Source organism: Achromobacter seleniivolatilans (genome assembly GCF_030864005.1).
Classification (GTDB): Bacteria; Pseudomonadota; Gammaproteobacteria; order Burkholderiales; family Burkholderiaceae_B; genus Achromobacter; species Achromobacter seleniivolatilans.
Genome location: NZ_CP132976.1, coordinates 3,076,976 through 3,093,830 on the forward strand (window position 1 = coordinate 3,076,976; position 16,855 = coordinate 3,093,830).

A 16,855-nucleotide genomic window follows, 5' to 3' on the forward strand; every position below is an offset into this window, starting at 1 on the left:
TTTACTTGACGGCGGCTACGACGCGGGTGGCCGCTTCGGCCATCGTGTCGGCACTAATGATCGGCAGACCGGAGTCAGCCAGCATCTTCTTGCCGAGTTCTTCGTTGGTGCCCTTCATGCGGACGACCAGCGGCACGTTCAGGTTGACGGCCTTGCAAGCAGCGATCACGCCTTCGGCGATGACGTCGCAGCGCATGATGCCGCCGAAGATGTTGACCAGAATGGCCTTCACGCTCTTGTTGGCGAGCATGATCTTGAAGGCTTCCGTGACCTTCTCAGCCGTGGCGCCGCCGCCGACGTCCAGGAAGTTGGCCGGCTCGCCGCCGAACAGCTTGATGGTGTCCATCGTGGCCATGGCCAGACCAGCGCCGTTCACCAGGCAGCCGATGTTGCCGTCGAGCTGGATGTAGGCCAGGTCGAACTTGCTGGCTTCGATTTCAGCCGGATCTTCTTCGTCCAGATCGCGGTAGGCGACCAGTTCCGGGTGGCGGAACAGGGCATTCGGATCAAAGTTGAACTTGGCGTCCAGGGCGATGATGTTGCCCTTGCCATCGCGGTTCAGCGGGTTGATTTCGACCAGCGAAGCATCGGTGTCCATGTAGCACTTGTAGAGCTTCTGGAACACGTCCACGGCTTGGGCGGTCGAGTCGGCGGGCAGGCCGATCGCGTTGGCGATCTTGGTGGCTTGCTCAACGGACAGGCCGGTCAGCGGGTCGATGTATTCGGTGATGATCTTTTCGGGGGTGGAGTGAGCCACTTCCTCGATGTCCATGCCGCCTTCGCTGGAAGCGATGAAGGCAACCTTCTGCGTAGCGCGGTCAGTGACCAGCGACACGTAGTATTCCTTCTGGATGTCGGCGCCGTCTTCGATGTACAGGCGGCGAACCTTCTGGCCTTCCGGGCCGGTCTGGTGCGTGATCAGCTGCATGCCCAGGATTTCCGAGGCCAGCTTGCGGACGTCGTCCAGCGAGCGCGCCAGCTTGACGCCGCCGCCCTTGCCGCGGCCGCCCGCGTGGATTTGTGCCTTGACGACCCAAACCGGTCCACCCAGCTTTTCAGCGGCAGCCACGGCTTCGTCGACGGAAAGTGCGGGGATCCCGCGCGGCACGGGGACGCCAAATTGCTTCAGCAGTTCCTTACCTTGATACTCGTGGATTTTCATGTGTTACCTGTCAGGACGTATGAGAAAAAGAAGGTGAATCGGAGGACGAATCGGCCGATGCCTCAGTGCTACCCCCGGTGTACCACTTGGGATAGTGCTCAGCCACCACCGGGCCATCAGTGCTCAGCGCATGACAGCCATCCAATTGGAATGGACGCCGGTTCGGGTTGGTTTCCTGCCGCCGGCGGTTGGCCATGGTCTGGACCGCCGCGGTGGGAAGCACCTGCGACAGCTCGGTCATGTGCGTACAGCCGTCCACATGCCCGAACCGCTCCTTGACTTGGCGGCGAAAACCCTTGAGCAGGTTCATGCCGATCAAATCAGTGTAAGCCGGCTCGATTGCCATGCAATGACCGCCATAAGGGGCCGCGTCATAGACAGCCTGCGCCGCCACGATCAAGAAATTCTCGTCGATGGTGATGCGCAAGTGCATATGGTGGATGGGTTGCCCGGCCTTGAACATCTTGCCGTCGCTTTTGGGAAAATCGTACGCCTTGGCGTCGATCAGCTCGGCTTCCAGATCCCAATGCCCGTCATCGCGCGCATACGACTGCACACGTATGGAACGTGTGTGCAGCGGTTGGCGAGGATATTCGGGAGGGGGCAAGGGCATGCTAGGGGCCTGCGGGGCGAAGATGGCCTGCGCATGGTGCGCGGCAACAAAACCTTCAAAGTATAGCGCAGGCGGCTCCAGATCAAGCGCCTTGTTGGGCATTTCCCCTATCAGGACACAGGGCGGACGATGCCCAAAGCCTGCCATGCCTGACCTGGCAGGTCAGGCCGGCGGCGGCCAGATGCAGGTCGCGCTGGGGCGAATATTCCTCCAGGCCCCGCCGGCAAGCCTTCAGACGAGCCTCCAAAGCGCCCCACATCTGAGCAAAGATGTCCGCCCGGCAGGAGGGCGGGCTGCCAGCCACCATCTTGGCCGCTTCCGGTCCGCCATAGAGCCGGGCCACGTCGTCGGCCCCTTCCCAGGTATCTGCGGTGGTGAGGTCCACGCCTGGCATGCCCGACTGGGACAAACCGCAAAGAATATAGGGGCCACAGTAAGAAAAGGAACTGTTCCATCGCGCACCCGGCGGCCGTGCGGGCCCTTTGGACGTTTCTACCCATGCGGGCAGGCTCGGTTCGCGCCGTTGCAACTCTGCGGCCAGCCACTCGCGGGCAGCCTGACGCTGGGCGCCACGGGCGGCCGCCAGGCGCATCAGCCACAACTCGACGGGAGCACCCTCCCCGGTCAGCCTCAATATCTGGCCAGTCATTCTGTCCACGGTGTGGCCGGACTCCCCATCCAGGCCTGGCCGGCCGGAATCGTCTCGCCCTTGAGCACCAGGGTCAGCGGCCCAAGCCGCGCATGGTCCTCGACATGGGTGTCGTACAAGATCGTGGTGCGCGGTCCTACGTTGACGCCGCGCCCGATACTGACCCGGCCGATTTTCATGACTCGATCCTCGAACAGATGGGTTTGCGGGCCGGACCAGGCATGCAGCACGGCATCATCGCCCACCGAAACGCAGTCGTATTCGGTCAAATCAGTGGTGTCCATAAAGACGCGCTTGCCAATCTTGGCGCCCATGCAGCGCATCGCCAGCGGCAGCCAGGGTGTTGCGCGCAGAAAATTGAAAAAATTGGGCACCGCAATGGATTCGTACAGGCTCGTCACCGCTTCACTCTTCCAGACGAAAGGCGTCCACATCGGTTCCGCGCGGGGCTTGTAGCGGCCGATCAGCACCCATTTCAGCAAGACCAGGAACAGGAAGGTGCCGATGCCGTACAGCACGCCTGCCAGCATCAGTTCATCGAAGGCGGCCAGAAAACCTTCGGCCGCCGCGATAGGTATGACTTTCATCACGGTCAGGTAACCCACCGCAATCACCACCGCCAGCGGCAGAATCATGCGCATGCCTTCCACCGCGCCACGCGCAATCTTGCGGCCCAAGCTGGGGCGGAAAGTCAGGTGCGCCGCGAAGCCGGCCGTTTGCTCGCGCGCTGGCAGCGCCAGCGGCGGATTGCCCAGCCAGGTCTGTCCGCTGGCCATACGGCCGTTGGCCGGCGCGCGGCTCTGCACGCCGATCAGCACATCGTCCGGCAGCACGGACCCGTCGGGCACATAAGCTCCGTTGCCCACGAAACTGCGGTTGCCGATGATGGTCGGGCGCATGGTCATCCAACCGCGGTCTATTTCTTCGTCGCCCAGCATGACGCCATCGGCGATAAAGCTGTCGCGGCCCAGCGTCAGCATGTCGGGCACGATACCCATGGCCGTTGAGATCTCGGTGCCGCGCCCCACCTTTGCGCCCAATAAGCGATACCACGTGCCGGCATAGATCGACGCATAGAGGCCGTGCAACACGCTCAAGCTGGATTCCTGGATTTGATTGGTCAGCCAGCGACGCAGATAGATTTGTCCATAAACGGGCCAGCGCCCGCCGGACAGCCTGGGCAATAGCGCCCAGCGCAACATGGCGGAAACCAGCACCGTCAGAAACAACAGCAAGGCACTGGCCGGCAAGGCCAGCAGCAGATAGCACAGGAAGGCGTAGGGCCAGGACGCGCGCGAGCTCATCAAGTCCAGCCAGCGCGCGTCGATCCAGTCGATCAGCACAAAGCTGGGAAACACCGGCATGAAGAAGAGCGCGGCGATCAGCGTGCCGCCGGCGGCGTACGCCAGCACATCAAGCCGGCTCCAGACGCCTTCGCGTACGGGGCGCGGCGGCAATTCAGGCGTGCGCGCCTGGGGATCATGGCGCGCTGGCGCGCCAGTCCAGATCTGCCCCGCCGGAACACGAGAGCCCGAGGCCAATGACGACAAGCCTTCGAGCCGGGCGCCTACACCCAACGCCACGTCGCCCTGCAATACTGCATAGGATGCGACGTAGGCATCGTTGGCCAGCGTGATGGGCGCCACTTCCCAGATGCCGCCGCGCACCGCGAAGTTCTCCAGGTTTACCGCAGCGCCGATGCTCACTCCGTCGCCCACCGACAGCAGGTCCGGCGCACGCACCGATATGCGGCTGATGGCGGCATCGCGGCCAATGCGCGCACCCAGAGCGCGCAGATACCAGACTTGCAACGGTGATCCGGCAAGCAAGTGAGCAGGCGGAATATCCATCACGCGGTCCACCAGCCACCAGCGGTAAAACAACCAGCCGTAAAGCGGATAGCGGCCGGGTTTCAGCCGCCCCAGAATGCCCCACTTACAGGCCACCGCCACGCCGAAGCTCAACAAATTGCAGGCCAGATAGCTGGCAATGGACAAGGCCACGGCGCGCCAGACCGAATCGCCTTCGTCACCCGTCCAGTAGTGATAGGTAAAGAATGGCGTCAGCCAGATCAACATGCGCACGCCGATCAACAGCGGCAGCGCGGTCAATTGGGCCAGACCGCAAGTCCAGCGGCGCCATTCGGGCGCCGCCGCCGGGACTGCCGTTGCGTCCCGTTCTTGGCCTGGCCGCGCAGCCGCGCTGGCGGCCGCTGCAACATCTGCCTGCGCCAGCGCGTCCAGCCGCGCCGCGAGCGAACCCAACCCGGGATGCTGATAAAGCTCATGCATCGTCAGCGCCGAGAAATGCGGATGTTTCCGCAGAGACGACACCAGGCGCGCGGCCAACAGGGAATGGCCGCCAAGATCACGAAAGAAATCGCTGGCCAGCCGCAACGGTTGCCCGGGAAACAGTGGCCGCAGCGCTTCAAACAGCGCCACCTCTCCTGCCGTCACGGGCTCGTCGTCTTCACCGCTAGGTTCAGAGACGGTTTCAAGTTCTCGCGCTTTGAGCGTCTTGCGGTCGATCTTGCCCGACGTCAGTCTCGGCACATCGGCCACCAGTTCAAAGCGCGCCGGAATCATGTAGGCGGGCAATTCCGCGCCCAGCGCCACGCGCAAAGCGTGCGGGTCCAATCTGCATTCGCCTTCCGGCTTCAGAAAGGCCACCAATTGTTCGATGCCAGCCAAGTCACGCAGCACGACGGCCGCAGCGCCCACGCCAGCCTGCCGGTATAGCGCCGCCTCGATTTCACCCAGCTCAACCCGAAAGCCTCGAACTTTGACCTGATCGTCGCTGCGGCCCAGACACTGAATCTGCCCATGCTCATCGATGCGCGCCAGATCGCCGCTGCGGTACATCCGGGTATCGTGGTCGCCGCTGGGCCGGGGATTGGCCAGAAATTTCTCGGCCGTCAGTTCGGCGCGGCCCAGATACCCGCCCGCCACACCCGGCCCGGTAATGCACAGTTCGCCCACCTGCCCCTGCGGCAGCACCGCGCCATCTTCGCCGCGGATCAGCATGCCGTAGTTCGGCAAGGGCGTGCCGATCGTTACCGGCTGCCCGGGCAGAAGCTCTGCCAAACTGGCGGACACGGTGGTTTCGGTCGGGCCATAAGTATTGAACAAGCGCCTGCCGGGCGTGGCCCAGCGCGGCACCAGGAAGTCCGGACACACCTCGCCACCCAGATTCACGATGCGCAAGCCGGGTACATCACGAGCAAACAAAGCCAGCAACGTCGGCACGGCATGCAGCACCGTGACGCCTTCGCGCACGAGAGCATCTGGCAGTCCTTCCGGGTCGGTCGTCAACATCTTGGGCGCGACCCACAAGGTCGCGCCGACCAGGTAGCTGATCCAGATTTCTTCGAACGACATGTCGAAGGCGACCGAGAATCCCTGGTAGACCTTGTCTCCATGGCGGACGCCCAGCACCTCGTTTTCACTGCGCAAGAAATGACAGATGCTGGCCTGGCTGATCGGCACGCCCTTGGGCTTGCCGGTGGAGCCGGACGTGTAGATCACGTAGGCGGGATGCTCGGGCATCAGCCCTTCCCGCTTGCGCAACGCCCCGTCCGCAGGCTCGGACAAGGCCCAGGTGGTCCACGTTGTCATGCCTTCCAGACTCACATCCGCACCCGCGATCAGCCCATTGGCGCCCGCGTCTTGCAGACAGACCAACATACGGTCGGGTGGCGTGTCGGATTCAAATGGAAGCCAGGCGGCGCCCGCTTTGGCGATGGCCGCCTGCATCACCAGCAGGTCCGCGCCACGCGGCAGGCACAGACCCACAATATGGCCAGGCCGCACACCGGCTTCGATCAGATGATGCGCCGCCAGATCAGCGCGCTGACCCAGTGTCTCGTAGTTCAGAGTTTGATCCAGCCATTGAATGGCGGCGGCGGCGGGAAACCGCTGGATCGTGGCTTCCAGAATATCGGGCAACGTTTCCGCAAGAAGCAGATCGGACCGATAAGGGCCTTGAAGAATCATAGGAACGGCAACAATCCGGCTGTGAGGATTTTTGTTTATTGACCCACGCCGCAGGATTTCGTTCAAGCCCGAATGCAAAAAACCTCGGGTTTGTGCACGAACGCCACAAACCCGAGGTTTTCCGCAACCCCGGAAGATACTTTCCGGGAACCGCTGTGCTGTTTAAGCCGATTTGCGCAGGGCGCGGGCAGCTTGCACCATCCCGATCAGCGCGGCCTCAGTTTCCGGCCAGGCACGCGTCTTCAGACCGCAATCCGGGTTCACCCAGAGGCGCTCCTTGGGCAGACGAGCTGCCGCCTTTTCCATCAGGCCGACCATCCAGTCCACTTCGGGCACGTTGGGCGAGTGAATGTCGTACACACCGGGGCCGATGTCGTTCGGGTAGTCGAAGTCTTCAAACGCCTTGAGCAGATCCATGTTGGAGCGCGACGTTTCGATCGTGATCACGTCCGCATCCATGGCGGCGATCGATTCGATGATGTCGTTGAACTCCGAATAGCACATGTGAGTGTGAATCTGGGTTTCATCACGCACACCGGCGGTCGACAGACGGAAGCAGTCCACGGCCCAGTCCAAGTACGCCTTCCAGTCGGCGCGGCGCAGCGGCAAGCCTTCGCGAATCGCCGGCTCGTCAATCTGAATCACGCTGATGCCGGCGGTTTCCAGATCCACCACTTCGTCGCGCAGGGCCAGCGCCAGTTGGCGGCAGGTCTGTTCACGCGGCTGATCGTCACGCACGAACGACCATTGCAGGATGGTGACCGGACCAGTCAGCATGCCCTTGACCGGCTTGTCGGTCAGCGATTGAGCAAACGACGACCAGCCCACGGTCATCGGCGCGGGACGGGCCACGTCACCAAAGATGATCGGCGGCTTGACGCAACGCGAACCGTAGCTTTGCACCCAGCCGTTCTTGGTGAAGGCAAAACCGGCCAGCAGTTCGCCAAAGTATTCCACCATGTCATTGCGCTCGGGTTCGCCGTGCACCAGCACGTCCAGACCCACCTTTTCCTGGAAGCGGATGACTTCTTCGATTTCCTTGCGGATGGCGGTCTCGTAGCCCGAATCCGTCAGCGCGCCTGACTTCCAATCGCGGCGCAGTGCGCGAATTTCGGCGGTCTGCGGGAACGAACCGATCGTGGTCGTCGGGTAGGCGGGCAGGCCCAGTTGTTCTTGCTGGCGTGCGATACGGCCGGCGAACGGCGCACGGTCACGCGACACAGCGGCGGCAGTCGCCATACGCTGACCCACCACCGGGTTGTGAATACGCGGCGACGAACGGCGCGCGGCTAGAGCGGCGCGCTGCTTGATCAGTCCGTCCTGCACCGAGGGTTCCGTTGCGTTATCCAGCGCACGGCCCAGCAGGCTGAGTTCTTCCAGCTTTTGCGCGGCAAACGACAGCCAGCTCTTGAGTTCAGCGTCCAGTTCGGTTTCGTTGGTCAGATCCACCGGCACGTGCAACAGCGAGCACGAAGGGGCCAGCCACAGGCGGTCACCCAATTGCTGCTTGACCGGAGCCAATGTGGCAATGGCGGCGTCCAGATCGGTACGCCAGATATTGCGGCCGTTGATAACGCCAGCGGACAACACTTGCTGGGCGCCCAGACCGGCCACGACATCAGCCAATTGTTCCGGCGCGCGGACCAGATCCACGTGCAAACCGGCAACGGGCAGCGCTTGAACGGTGGACAGATTGTCCTTCAGGCCATCAAAGTAAGTGGCGATCAGCAGCTTGACGGGGCTGGCGGACAGCGTGCCGTAGACCTGCTTATAGGCATCGCGCCAGGCTTGCGGCAGATCCAGCACCAGAATCGGTTCATCGATCTGCACCCATTCCACGCCCAGCTTGGCAAAGCGAGCCAGCACTTCTTCGTAAACGGGCACGAGCGATGCCAGCAATTGCAGCTTGCCTGCATCGGCGGCGCCGCCAGCAAAGGCATCACCCTTGCCTTGATACAGCCAGGTCAGCGGGCCCGGAATCACAGGCTTGACGGCGTGGCCCAGCGCCTGCGCTTCCTGGATTTGCTCGAACAGCGATTCACGCGCAATGCGGAAAGTCTGGTTGGGCGCGAGTTCCGGCACGATGTAGTGATAGTTCGTGTCGAACCACTTGGTCATTTCGCAAGCAGCGGCCGGCTTGCCGGTCGGCGCGCGGCCACGGCCCATACGGAACAGCGTGTCCAGCGAGACCGCTTCTTTGTCGTTCTGGCCGAAGCGCGCGGGAACGGCGCCCAGCAGCGTGGTCCATTCCAAAATCTGGTCGTACCAGGCAAAGTCGCCCACGGGCACGAACTTCAGGCCCGCGGCAGCTTGCAGCTTCCAGTGCTTGGCGCGCAGTTGGCGGCCAGTTTCTTGCAACGAGCCGGCAGTTTCCTTGCCTGCCCAATACGCTTCAACAGCGCGCTTCAATTCGCGCTGGGCACCAATGCGGGGGAACCCCAAATTATGAATAGTAGTCATGAGAACACCGCCGTTAGACAAATTTTGTTCAAGTGACGACTATTCTGACGGCAAACCAAAATGAATCAAAATCAATGTCTACATCCATAAGATGAATAACTCTCATACAATATAAGCTCATTCCCGCCCCAAGGGTCCGGAGCCGGAAACCGCAGCCATTCCAGTTGCGGTGTCCTCACGTCATCGCCACGCCACATGTTAGAAATCCGCCATCTTGAAACGCTGACCGCCATCCGCGAGGGCGGCAGCCTGCAAGAAGCCGCAGAACGCCTGCACCTGACCCAGTCTGCCCTGTCGCACCAATTGCGCGATCTGGAAACCCGGCTGGGCACGCCACTGCTCAATCGGCGCACCCGGCCAGCGCGGCTGACAACCGCCGGCTTGCGCGTGCTGGCGCTGGCCGACGAAGTGCTGCCCCGCATCCGGGCCACCGAACGCGAATTGCAGCGCCTGGCGGCTGGCCGTACGGGCAGGCTGCATCTGGCCATTGACTGCCACTCCTGCTTCCAGTGGCTGATGCCGGCCTTGGATGCCTTCCGGGTCCAATGGCCAGACGTGGCGCTGGATTTGTCAGCGGCTTTCTCGTTCGCCCCTCTGCCAGCCTTGGTGCGCGGCGATCTGGACCTGGTCATCACGTCTGACCCGCAACCGCTGGAAGCGGTCGAGTATTTGCCGTTGTTCAAGTACGAGTTGGTGTTGGCCGTGTCGGAATCGAACCCGCTGGCCAGCTGCAAATTCATCATGCCGGACCAGTTGGCCGATCAGACCCTGATCACCTATCCGGTAGACAAGCAGCGTCTGGACATCTTTACCGCCTTTCTTGACCCTGCCGACGTGGAACCGGCCGCCATTCGCAAAGCGGAACTCACACCCATCATTGCGCAGTTGGTTGCCAGCAACCGGGGCGTGGCGGCGTTGCCCAATTGGGCGCTGACCGAATATATGAATCAGGGCTGGTTGCGCTTATGCCGTTTGGGTCCGCAAGGGGTCTGGCGCACCTTGTACGCTACCGTGCGCAGCGAAGATACGGACACCTCGTATATCGACGAATTTCTGACCATTACGCGCGACGTGTGCTTCAAGACGTTGTCGGGTATCAAGTCGGCAAAGTGAACTAGCGCGCCCCTGCATTTGGGGCCCTGAGACATGAAAAAAAAACCGCCCTACGGGGCGGTTGGTGTTTGGCGGCAGACAGACGCAGCGCTCAGTCTTCATCACTGTCGCCCACGATACGGCGGATCACATCATGCGCAAAACCACGGCTGGCCAGGAAACGCGCCTGCTTGGCATAGGCCGCGCGATCAGCTGGCTTGGCGTCAAAGCGCTTCTTCCAGACTTCCAGCGCACGGTCATATTCCGTGGCGCGAAGTTGCTCGCGGAATTCGGCGACCTGGGTATCGTCCACACCGTGTTGGCGCAGCTCTTGCACAATGCGCGCTGCCCCCTGACGCGAGGCGCGCCGGTGTACCAGACTTTGGGCAAAGCGCTCCGTAGATAACCAGCCTTCTTTTTCCAGCGCGTCCAGCGTGGCTTCGACCTCGCCGGCGTCTTCGGCATAGGGCGCGAGCTTACGCGACAACTCTTCGCGCGCATGTTCGCGCCGCGATAGATAACCCACGGCGCGCATTTTCAGCGACGGGCCCTTACGCGCTTGCTTGCCGCCCTCTGCGGAAGACGCTTCGCCAGCGGCGGCTCGGCGTTCGCGTTCGGCGCTACGTTGCTCCGAACTGCGTTGCCACTGATCAGGTTCGCCTGCGGACGCTGCGGCTTCTTGTTCGCGGCGCGCATCCGAACTCCGCCGCAAGCCTTGCGGCTTGGCGACGGTTTCAAATTCGTCATCCAACTTGGCGCGAAGACGGTCGGCTGACGCGGGGGTCGATTTCCAGCTCATGCGCTTCCTGCGTGCTATGCATTACGGCAGGCCCGTCATGGCGCCTGCCGCAAGTCATCGGGCCAGGCCCGATCGCAATGGGCTGCCGCCTGCAACGCTATGCAAGCGGCAACGGGACCAAAGCTTACTCGGCGGTGTCTTCCACCGTGGGCACGAATTCTGCGGCGCGGCTGACGATGCCCTGGTTCTCGCGAACGCGGTTCTCGATTTCAATCGCGATTTCCTTGTGCTCTTTCAGGTATTCGCGGACATTGTCCTTGCCCTGGCCGATACGGTTGCCGTTGTAGCTGTACCACGCGCCGGCCTTGTCCACCACATTGGCGGCAACGCCCAGATCAATGATTTCGCCTTCGCGCGAGATGCCAGTGCCGTACATGATGTCGAACTCGGCCTGCTTGAACGGAGGCGCGACCTTGTTCTTCACGACCTTGACGCGAGTTTCGTTACCGACAACCTCGTCGCCCTTCTTGATGGAACCGATGCGGCGGATGTCCAGACGCACCGAGGCGTAGAACTTCAGCGCGTTACCGCCGGTGGTGGTTTCGGGGTTGCCGAACATCACACCGATCTTCATGCGAATCTGGTTGATGAAGATGACCATGCAGTTCGTGCGCTTGATCGTGGCGGTCAGCTTGCGCAGCGCCTGGCTCATCAGGCGAGCCTGCAGACCGGGCAGCGAATCGCCCATTTCACCTTCGATTTCAGCCTTGGGGACCAGGGCCGCGACCGAGTCGATGACGATCAGGTCGACGGAACCCGAACGCACGAGCGCGTCAGTGATTTCCAGCGCTTGTTCGCCCGTGTCCGGCTGCGAGATCAGAAGGTCGGTCAGGTTGACGCCCAGCTTGCTGGCGTACTGCACGTCCAGCGCATGTTCCGCGTCGACGAAAGCGCAGGTGCCGCCAATTTTTTGCATTTCAGCAATGACTTGCAGCGTCAGCGTGGTCTTACCCGACGATTCCGGGCCGTAGACTTCGACCACACGGCCGCGCGGCAGGCCGCCAACGCCCAGTGCGATATCCAGCCCCAGGGAGCCCGTGGAAACCACCTGGATGTCGTGCGAGACCTCGTTGTCGCCGTAGCGCATGATCGAGCCCTTGCCGAACTGCTTTTCGATCTGCGAAAGCGCGGCGGCAAGCGCCTTAGCCTTTTCCGATGCGGCGGCCTTGGTGGTTTTGTCGTCCATGTAGAGTCCTGTCTGTAACGTATCTGGTGTCTTAGGGAGTGCCGCAGGGTCTAGCGGGTGTCTGTATTTGATCAGCTACTTTTGATCGGCTACTTTGATCAGCCGAGCTTTTAGCTACGGATCAGATTATGGCATCGGATTGTACTGTATATAAAAACAGTGTGCCAGTATTTTGCACGTATACCCTGGGTGGGCAAGCTTGTCGCCGTATGACAGAATCCCAAACGAAACCGGCGTTTCGTCCCCTGACCGCCGCCGGGCCACTCACAAGGTGGAAAGCCTCCCAAAGAGGGGTAGCAAGCGTGCAAAGCGCTGGCGGCACAGGGGTCCTATTCCTTAGCAAACCAATGCGTATTCTGATCGCCGAAGACGACAGCATTCTTGCCGACGGCCTGTCACGTTCATTGCGCCACAACGGCTATGCCGTCGATGCCGTGCGGGATGGCCTGGCCGCCGATTCCGCATTGGCCGCTCAAGCATTCGACCTGCTCATCCTGGACCTTGGCCTGCCGCAGTTGGCGGGCCTTGAGGTGCTGCGCCGGCTGCGCGCCCGCAATTCCGCCCTGCCCGTCCTGATCCTGACTGCCGCAGACAGCATCGAGCAGCGGGTCAAGGGCCTGGATCTGGGCGCCGACGATTACATGGCCAAGCCCTTTGCTCTGTCCGAGCTAGAGGCGCGCGTGCGGGCGCTGACCCGGCGCGGCGCGGGCGGCGGCGCGACGATGATCAAGCACGGCCGGCTGCTGTTCGACCAGACCGGCCGCGTCGCCATCGTGGACGATCAAACCCTGGACCTGTCCGCGCGTGAAGTCAGCTTGCTGGAAATTCTGCTGACGCGCAGCGGCCGTATGGTCAGCAAAACCCAATTGGTTGACCACCTGTGTGAATGGGGTGAAGAAGTCAGCACCAACGCCATCGAGGTCTACGTGCATCGCCTGCGCAAGAAACTTGAGCCCAGCGGCGTGAAGATCGTGACGGTGCGTGGCCTGGGCTATTGCTTGGAGCGTGACCAGGGTGCCGCGTACCTCGCAAGCTGAGCCGGCGTCTCCAGAGCCGCTCAACCAGGAAGCGCTGGATGTCATGCAAGCCGGGTCCAAAGGCCCGAGCTTTGCGCCGCCCCAGCGTTCGTTGCTGGGCGAGATCCTGGATTGGATGCTAGCCCCGCTGTTCCTGCTGTGGCCCATGAGCGTTGCCATCACCTATGTGGTCGCGCAAAACATCGCCAACGTGCCCTACGACCGCGCGCTTGCCAATAATCTGCACGTCCTGACGCGGCAGGTTCACGCGCAAGACGGCCGCGCCGTGCTGAAGATGACAGACCCCGCGCGCGATGTGCTGCGCGCCGACGAAACCGACAGTGTGTTCTGGCTGGCGCTCGGCAGCCGTGGTGAATACCTGGGCGGCGACCGCGCCCTGCCGCTGCCCGCCACTGTGGGTCAACCTCGACCCGGCGAGGTTCAGTACGAAGACGACACGATGCGCGGCTTCGGCATCCGGCTGGCATACACCTGGGTCGATCTGAACCTGCCCAATACGCAGCCCGCGCTGCTGATCGTGGCCGAGACGGGCGAAAAGCGCACGCAGTTGGCCAACGACATCATCAAGGGCGTGATCATTCCGCAATTTGTCGTGCTGCCCATCGCGGTGCTGCTGGTGTGGTTCGGGCTGTCGCGCGGCGTAGCTCCGCTCAATGCCTTGCAGCAGCGCTTGCGCGCCCGCCGGCCGGACGATCTTTCCCCCATCGATGAGCGCGCGGCGCCGTCAGAAATCGCGCCGCTGGTCGCAGCCATGAACGACTTGCTGGACCGTTTGTCTGCCAACGTGCAGGCGCAGCGAAGGTTCGTGGCCGACGCCGCGCATCAACTAAAGACGCCGCTGGCCGGGCTGCGCACCCAGGCAGAGCTGGCCCTGCGCGACGCCAGCCCCGAGGAAATGCAGTCCAGCCTGCGCCAACTTGTGACGGGTTCTGAACGGGCAACACGTCTGGTCAACCAGTTGTTGCTGCTGGCCCGCGCCGAGAATCCAAGCGCCATCGGCCTGACACGCACCGACATCAACACCATCGCGTACGAACAGGCCATGCATTGGGTGCCCCATGCGCTGTCGCTCAACACAGATCTGGGCTTCGAAGGCTCGGACGAACCCGTCGAAATCAGCGGCAATCCGCTGTTGTTGGCGGAACTGCTGAACAACCTGGTGGATAACGCGCTGCGCTATACCCCACGTAGTGGCCACATCACCGTGCGAGTCCTGCGCGACGGCGATCAAGGCGTGCTCGAAGTGGAAGACTCCGGGCCGGGCATCCCGCCCGAAGAGCGCGAACGCGTCTTTGACCGCTTCTATCGAGTGCTAGGCACGACGTCAGACGGCAGCGGCCTGGGCCTGGCGATCGTTCGCGAGATCGCACAGAAACATCAGGCCACCGTCGTAATCAGCGATCACCCCACGGCGCACTCCGATCTGCCGGGCACGCGCATCCGTGTTGTGTTTCCGCTTTACGCAGAGCATTCGGACCCGCTGGACAGCTAGGCGGCGCCCTCTTGCCGCGTAAGGACTATCCCTAGCTCCCCACGCAATACTTACTTTTTGTTTCAATTTTAAGATTCGGGTAAGGGTCCCGTCAGAACCTCGTCAGCCTCACGGCCCAATGTTGCGTCTAGCTCGATGTCGGTCTCGCCGGCGTAGGGCCAAAGCACGGCGGACAACCGCTGGCCAAAAAAACGAGGAGACATCATGAGCACAACTACCATGGCAGGCCGCGGTCCATCCGCGGACCGTCGCCCAATGACCAAGGATGAGCGCCGCGTCATCTTCGCGTCTTCGCTGGGCACGGTGTTTGAGTGGTACGACTTTTACCTCTACGGCTCCCTTGCCGCCATCATCGCGCAGCACTTTTTCTCGGGCGTGAACCCCACAGCCGGCTTCATCTTCGCGCTGCTGGCGTTTGCCGCCGGTTTCGCCGTGCGTCCGTTCGGCGCCTTGGTGTTTGGCCGGTTGGGCGATCTGGTCGGACGCAAATACACCTTCCTGGTCACCATTGTGATCATGGGCCTGTCGACGTTCCTGGTCGGCGTGCTGCCCAGCTACGCCAGCATCGGCATGGCCGCTCCGGCCATCCTGATCATCCTGCGCTTGCTGCAAGGCTTGGCGCTGGGTGGCGAGTACGGCGGCGCTGCGACCTATGTGGCCGAACACGCGCCCCATGGCCGCCGCGGCTTCTACACATCGTGGATTCAGACGACTGCAACGCTGGGCCTGTTCCTGTCGCTGCTGGTCATCCTGGGCATCCGCACGGTCATGGGCGAAGACGACTTCAAAGCCTGGGGCTGGCGCATTCCGTTCCTGATCTCGGTCGTGCTGCTGGGCATCTCGGTGTGGATCCGTCTGCAACTGAGCGAATCGCCCACCTTCAAGCGCATGAAGGAAGAAGGCAAGGGTTCGAAGGCTCCCATCGCTGAATCGTTCGGCCAGTGGAAGAACCTGAAGGTCGTGATTCTGGCGCTGCTGGGCCTGACCGCTGGCCAAGCCGTGGTCTGGTACACCGGCCAGTTCTACGCCCTGTTCTTCCTGACGCAGACGTTGAAGGTCGATCCCAACACCGCCAACATCATGATCGCGATCGCGCTCTTGGTCGGCACCCCGTTCTTTGTCGTCTTCGGCGCCCTGTCAGACAAGATTGGCCGCAAGCCCATCATCATGGCCGGTTGCCTGATCGCGGCGGCCACGTACTTCCCGATCTTCCAAGGCATCACCCACTTCGCCAACCCGGCGCTGGAAAAGGCCCAGGCCACCGCCCCGGTCACGGTGATTGCAGACCCGGGCACCTGCTCGTTCCAGTTCAACCCGGTGGGCACATCCGCGTTCACCAGCTCTTGCGACGTTGTGAAGTCCTTCATGGCTCGCAACTCGGTGAACTACAAGAACGAGGCCGCCCCGGCTGGCTCGGTCGCCAAGGTCAAGATCGGCAACGACGAGTTCGTCTCCTTCGACGGCAAGGCGATGGCCCCGGCTGATTTCAAGGCCAAGGCAGCCGAGCTGGACAAGGCGCTGACCACCGCAATCCGCAGCCACGGCTACCCCGCCAAGGCAGATCCGGCGCAAAGCAATAACGTCATGGTTGTCGTGCTGCTGGCGATCCTGGTGCTCTACGTGACCATGGTTTACGGTCCGATCGCCGCCATGCTGGTGGAAATGTTCCCGACCCGCATCCGCTACACCTCGATGAGCTTGCCCTATCACATCGGCAACGGCTGGTTCGGCGGCTTCCTGCCCCCGGTCGCCTTCGCTGTGGTGGCTGCCACTGGCAACATCTACGACGGTCTGTGGTACCCGATCATCATCGCAGTCATGACCCTGGTCATCGGCACGCTGTTCGTGCGCGAATCCAAGGACAACGACATCAACGCATAACCGGCCATCCCCCGCCGGGTGGGACTGCTGCGCCTGCCCGGCCTTTCAAAAGCTCCTTAGGGAGCTTTTTTTTTGCAAGGTGATGCCCCCACGCCGCGCGCTTCGCGCTTGCTGCCCCCCGAGGGGGCGCTTTCCCCTTGGGGCGGCCCGGCGGGGAAAGGGCTATTTTTTTGACGATTGAGGCTGCATTGACGATGCCGCACAGGCTCCAAATTTGTTGCGTGCATGAAGTCTTTGCTGAACGCGGCGCTGCTTTCAGGACGATGTCAGACCCTCCCGCTTAGACTGGCGCCTCAGATTACGGCCTTGCGCCAGATCGGCTGACGATTGATCCCCCTGTCAGACGATTGCAGGGCTAGTGTTCTGACACCGATACCGCGTTCCCCGCGAGCCTTTTAAGACGCGGTATTGTGTGCTCCCGTACCGGCCCGGCCTTTATTGAGCCGGGCCGCTTTTTTTTGTGCGGGCGTTTATTTGCATCACGCACTACCC

11 protein-coding genes are annotated in these 16,855 nt (G+C 62.1%); 4 read left to right on the plus strand and 7 right to left on the minus strand.

Translation table 11 applies throughout. The features are described 5' to 3' along the window. Position 1: 1 nt before the first annotated feature. The 5 genes from sucC to metE all read right to left on the minus strand — a co-directional run bounded on the left by sucC (position 2) and on the right by metE (position 8,876). Positions 2-1,162, minus strand: a complete 1,161-nt coding sequence (sucC, locus tag RAS12_RS13845) for an ADP-forming succinate--CoA ligase subunit beta (protein WP_306950818.1) — start codon at positions 1,160-1,162, stop codon at positions 2-4. Between the two features lie 10 nt (positions 1,163-1,172). After that, a complete protein-coding gene (locus tag RAS12_RS13850; protein ID WP_306950819.1) occupies positions 1,173-1,775 on the minus strand; it encodes a DUF2889 domain-containing protein in 603 nt (200 codons plus the stop codon). A gap of 82 nt (positions 1,776-1,857) precedes the next feature. Next, positions 1,858-2,424, minus strand: a complete 567-nt coding sequence (locus RAS12_RS13855) for a 4'-phosphopantetheinyl transferase family protein (RefSeq protein WP_306951444.1) — start codon at positions 2,422-2,424, stop codon at positions 1,858-1,860. Next, positions 2,421-6,416, minus strand: coding sequence for a Pls/PosA family non-ribosomal peptide synthetase (locus RAS12_RS13860; RefSeq protein WP_306950822.1), 3,996 nt, complete (start codon positions 6,414-6,416; stop codon positions 2,421-2,423). The genes RAS12_RS13855 and RAS12_RS13860 overlap by 4 nt, the downstream gene beginning before the upstream one ends. 162 nt (positions 6,417-6,578) lie before the next feature. Next, entirely contained in the window at positions 6,579-8,876 is a 2,298-nt protein-coding gene (gene metE / locus RAS12_RS13865; RefSeq protein ID WP_306950823.1) for a 5-methyltetrahydropteroyltriglutamate--homocysteine S-methyltransferase, read from the minus strand. A gap of 195 nt (positions 8,877-9,071) precedes the next feature. On the opposite strand from metE, the gene RAS12_RS13870 reads away from it, so the two are divergent. Then, positions 9,072-9,989: a LysR family transcriptional regulator gene (locus RAS12_RS13870; RefSeq protein ID WP_306950825.1), complete on the plus strand. Its 918-nt coding sequence runs from the start codon at positions 9,072-9,074 to the stop codon at positions 9,987-9,989. Between the two features lie 91 nt (positions 9,990-10,080). Here RAS12_RS13870 and recX read toward each other — a convergent pair whose 3' ends face one another. Next, complete coding sequence (recX, locus tag RAS12_RS13875) at positions 10,081-10,767, minus strand: recombination regulator RecX (RefSeq protein WP_306950827.1); 687 nt, start codon at positions 10,765-10,767, stop codon at positions 10,081-10,083. Positions 10,768-10,891: 124 nt separating this feature from the next. Next, the gene (gene recA / locus RAS12_RS13880; RefSeq protein ID WP_306950829.1) at positions 10,892-11,953 is read right to left on the minus strand and encodes a recombinase RecA; all 1,062 of its coding nucleotides are present in this window, start codon (positions 11,951-11,953) and stop codon (positions 10,892-10,894) included. A gap of 347 nt (positions 11,954-12,300) precedes the next feature. Here recA and RAS12_RS13885 point away from each other — a divergent pair, with 347 nt between their 5' ends. The 3 genes from RAS12_RS13885 (at position 12,301) to RAS12_RS13895 (ending at position 16,363) form a co-directional block, all read left to right on the plus strand. Further along, a complete protein-coding gene (locus RAS12_RS13885; RefSeq protein WP_006225021.1) occupies positions 12,301-12,990 on the plus strand; it encodes a response regulator transcription factor in 690 nt (229 codons plus the stop codon). A 115-nt stretch (positions 12,991-13,105) separates the two neighbouring features. Further along, positions 13,106-14,482: a sensor histidine kinase gene (locus tag RAS12_RS13890; RefSeq protein WP_306951446.1), complete on the plus strand. Its 1,377-nt coding sequence runs from the start codon at positions 13,106-13,108 to the stop codon at positions 14,480-14,482. 219 nt (positions 14,483-14,701) lie between these two features. Beyond that, positions 14,702-16,363 (plus strand): MFS transporter, encoded by a 1,662-nt coding sequence (locus tag RAS12_RS13895; RefSeq protein WP_371321300.1) that lies wholly within the window; start codon positions 14,702-14,704, stop codon positions 16,361-16,363. Positions 16,364-16,855 lie beyond the last annotated feature (492 nt).

Coding starts and splice junctions, on each gene's coding strand:
- sucC (WP_306950818.1), bottom strand. CDS start 1,162: ATGAAAATCCACGAGTATCAAGGTAAGGAACTGCTGAAGCAATTTGGC.
- RAS12_RS13850 (WP_306950819.1), bottom strand. CDS start 1,775: ATGCCCTTGCCCCCTCCCGAATATCCTCGCCAACCGCTGCACACACGT.
- RAS12_RS13855 (WP_306951444.1), bottom strand. CDS start 2,424: ATGACTGGCCAGATATTGAGGCTGACCGGGGAGGGTGCTCCCGTCGAG.
- RAS12_RS13860 (WP_306950822.1), bottom strand. CDS start 6,416: ATGATTCTTCAAGGCCCTTATCGGTCCGATCTGCTTCTTGCGGAAACG.
- metE (WP_306950823.1), bottom strand. CDS start 8,876: ATGACTACTATTCATAATTTGGGGTTCCCCCGCATTGGTGCCCAGCGC.
- RAS12_RS13870 (WP_306950825.1), top strand. CDS start 9,072: ATGTTAGAAATCCGCCATCTTGAAACGCTGACCGCCATCCGCGAGGGC.
- recX (WP_306950827.1), bottom strand. CDS start 10,767: ATGAGCTGGAAATCGACCCCCGCGTCAGCCGACCGTCTTCGCGCCAAG.
- recA (WP_306950829.1), bottom strand. CDS start 11,953: ATGGACGACAAAACCACCAAGGCCGCCGCATCGGAAAAGGCTAAGGCG.
- RAS12_RS13885 (WP_006225021.1), top strand. CDS start 12,301: ATGCGTATTCTGATCGCCGAAGACGACAGCATTCTTGCCGACGGCCTG.
- RAS12_RS13890 (WP_306951446.1), top strand. CDS start 13,106: ATGCTAGCCCCGCTGTTCCTGCTGTGGCCCATGAGCGTTGCCATCACC.
- RAS12_RS13895 (WP_371321300.1), top strand. CDS start 14,702: ATGGCAGGCCGCGGTCCATCCGCGGACCGTCGCCCAATGACCAAGGAT.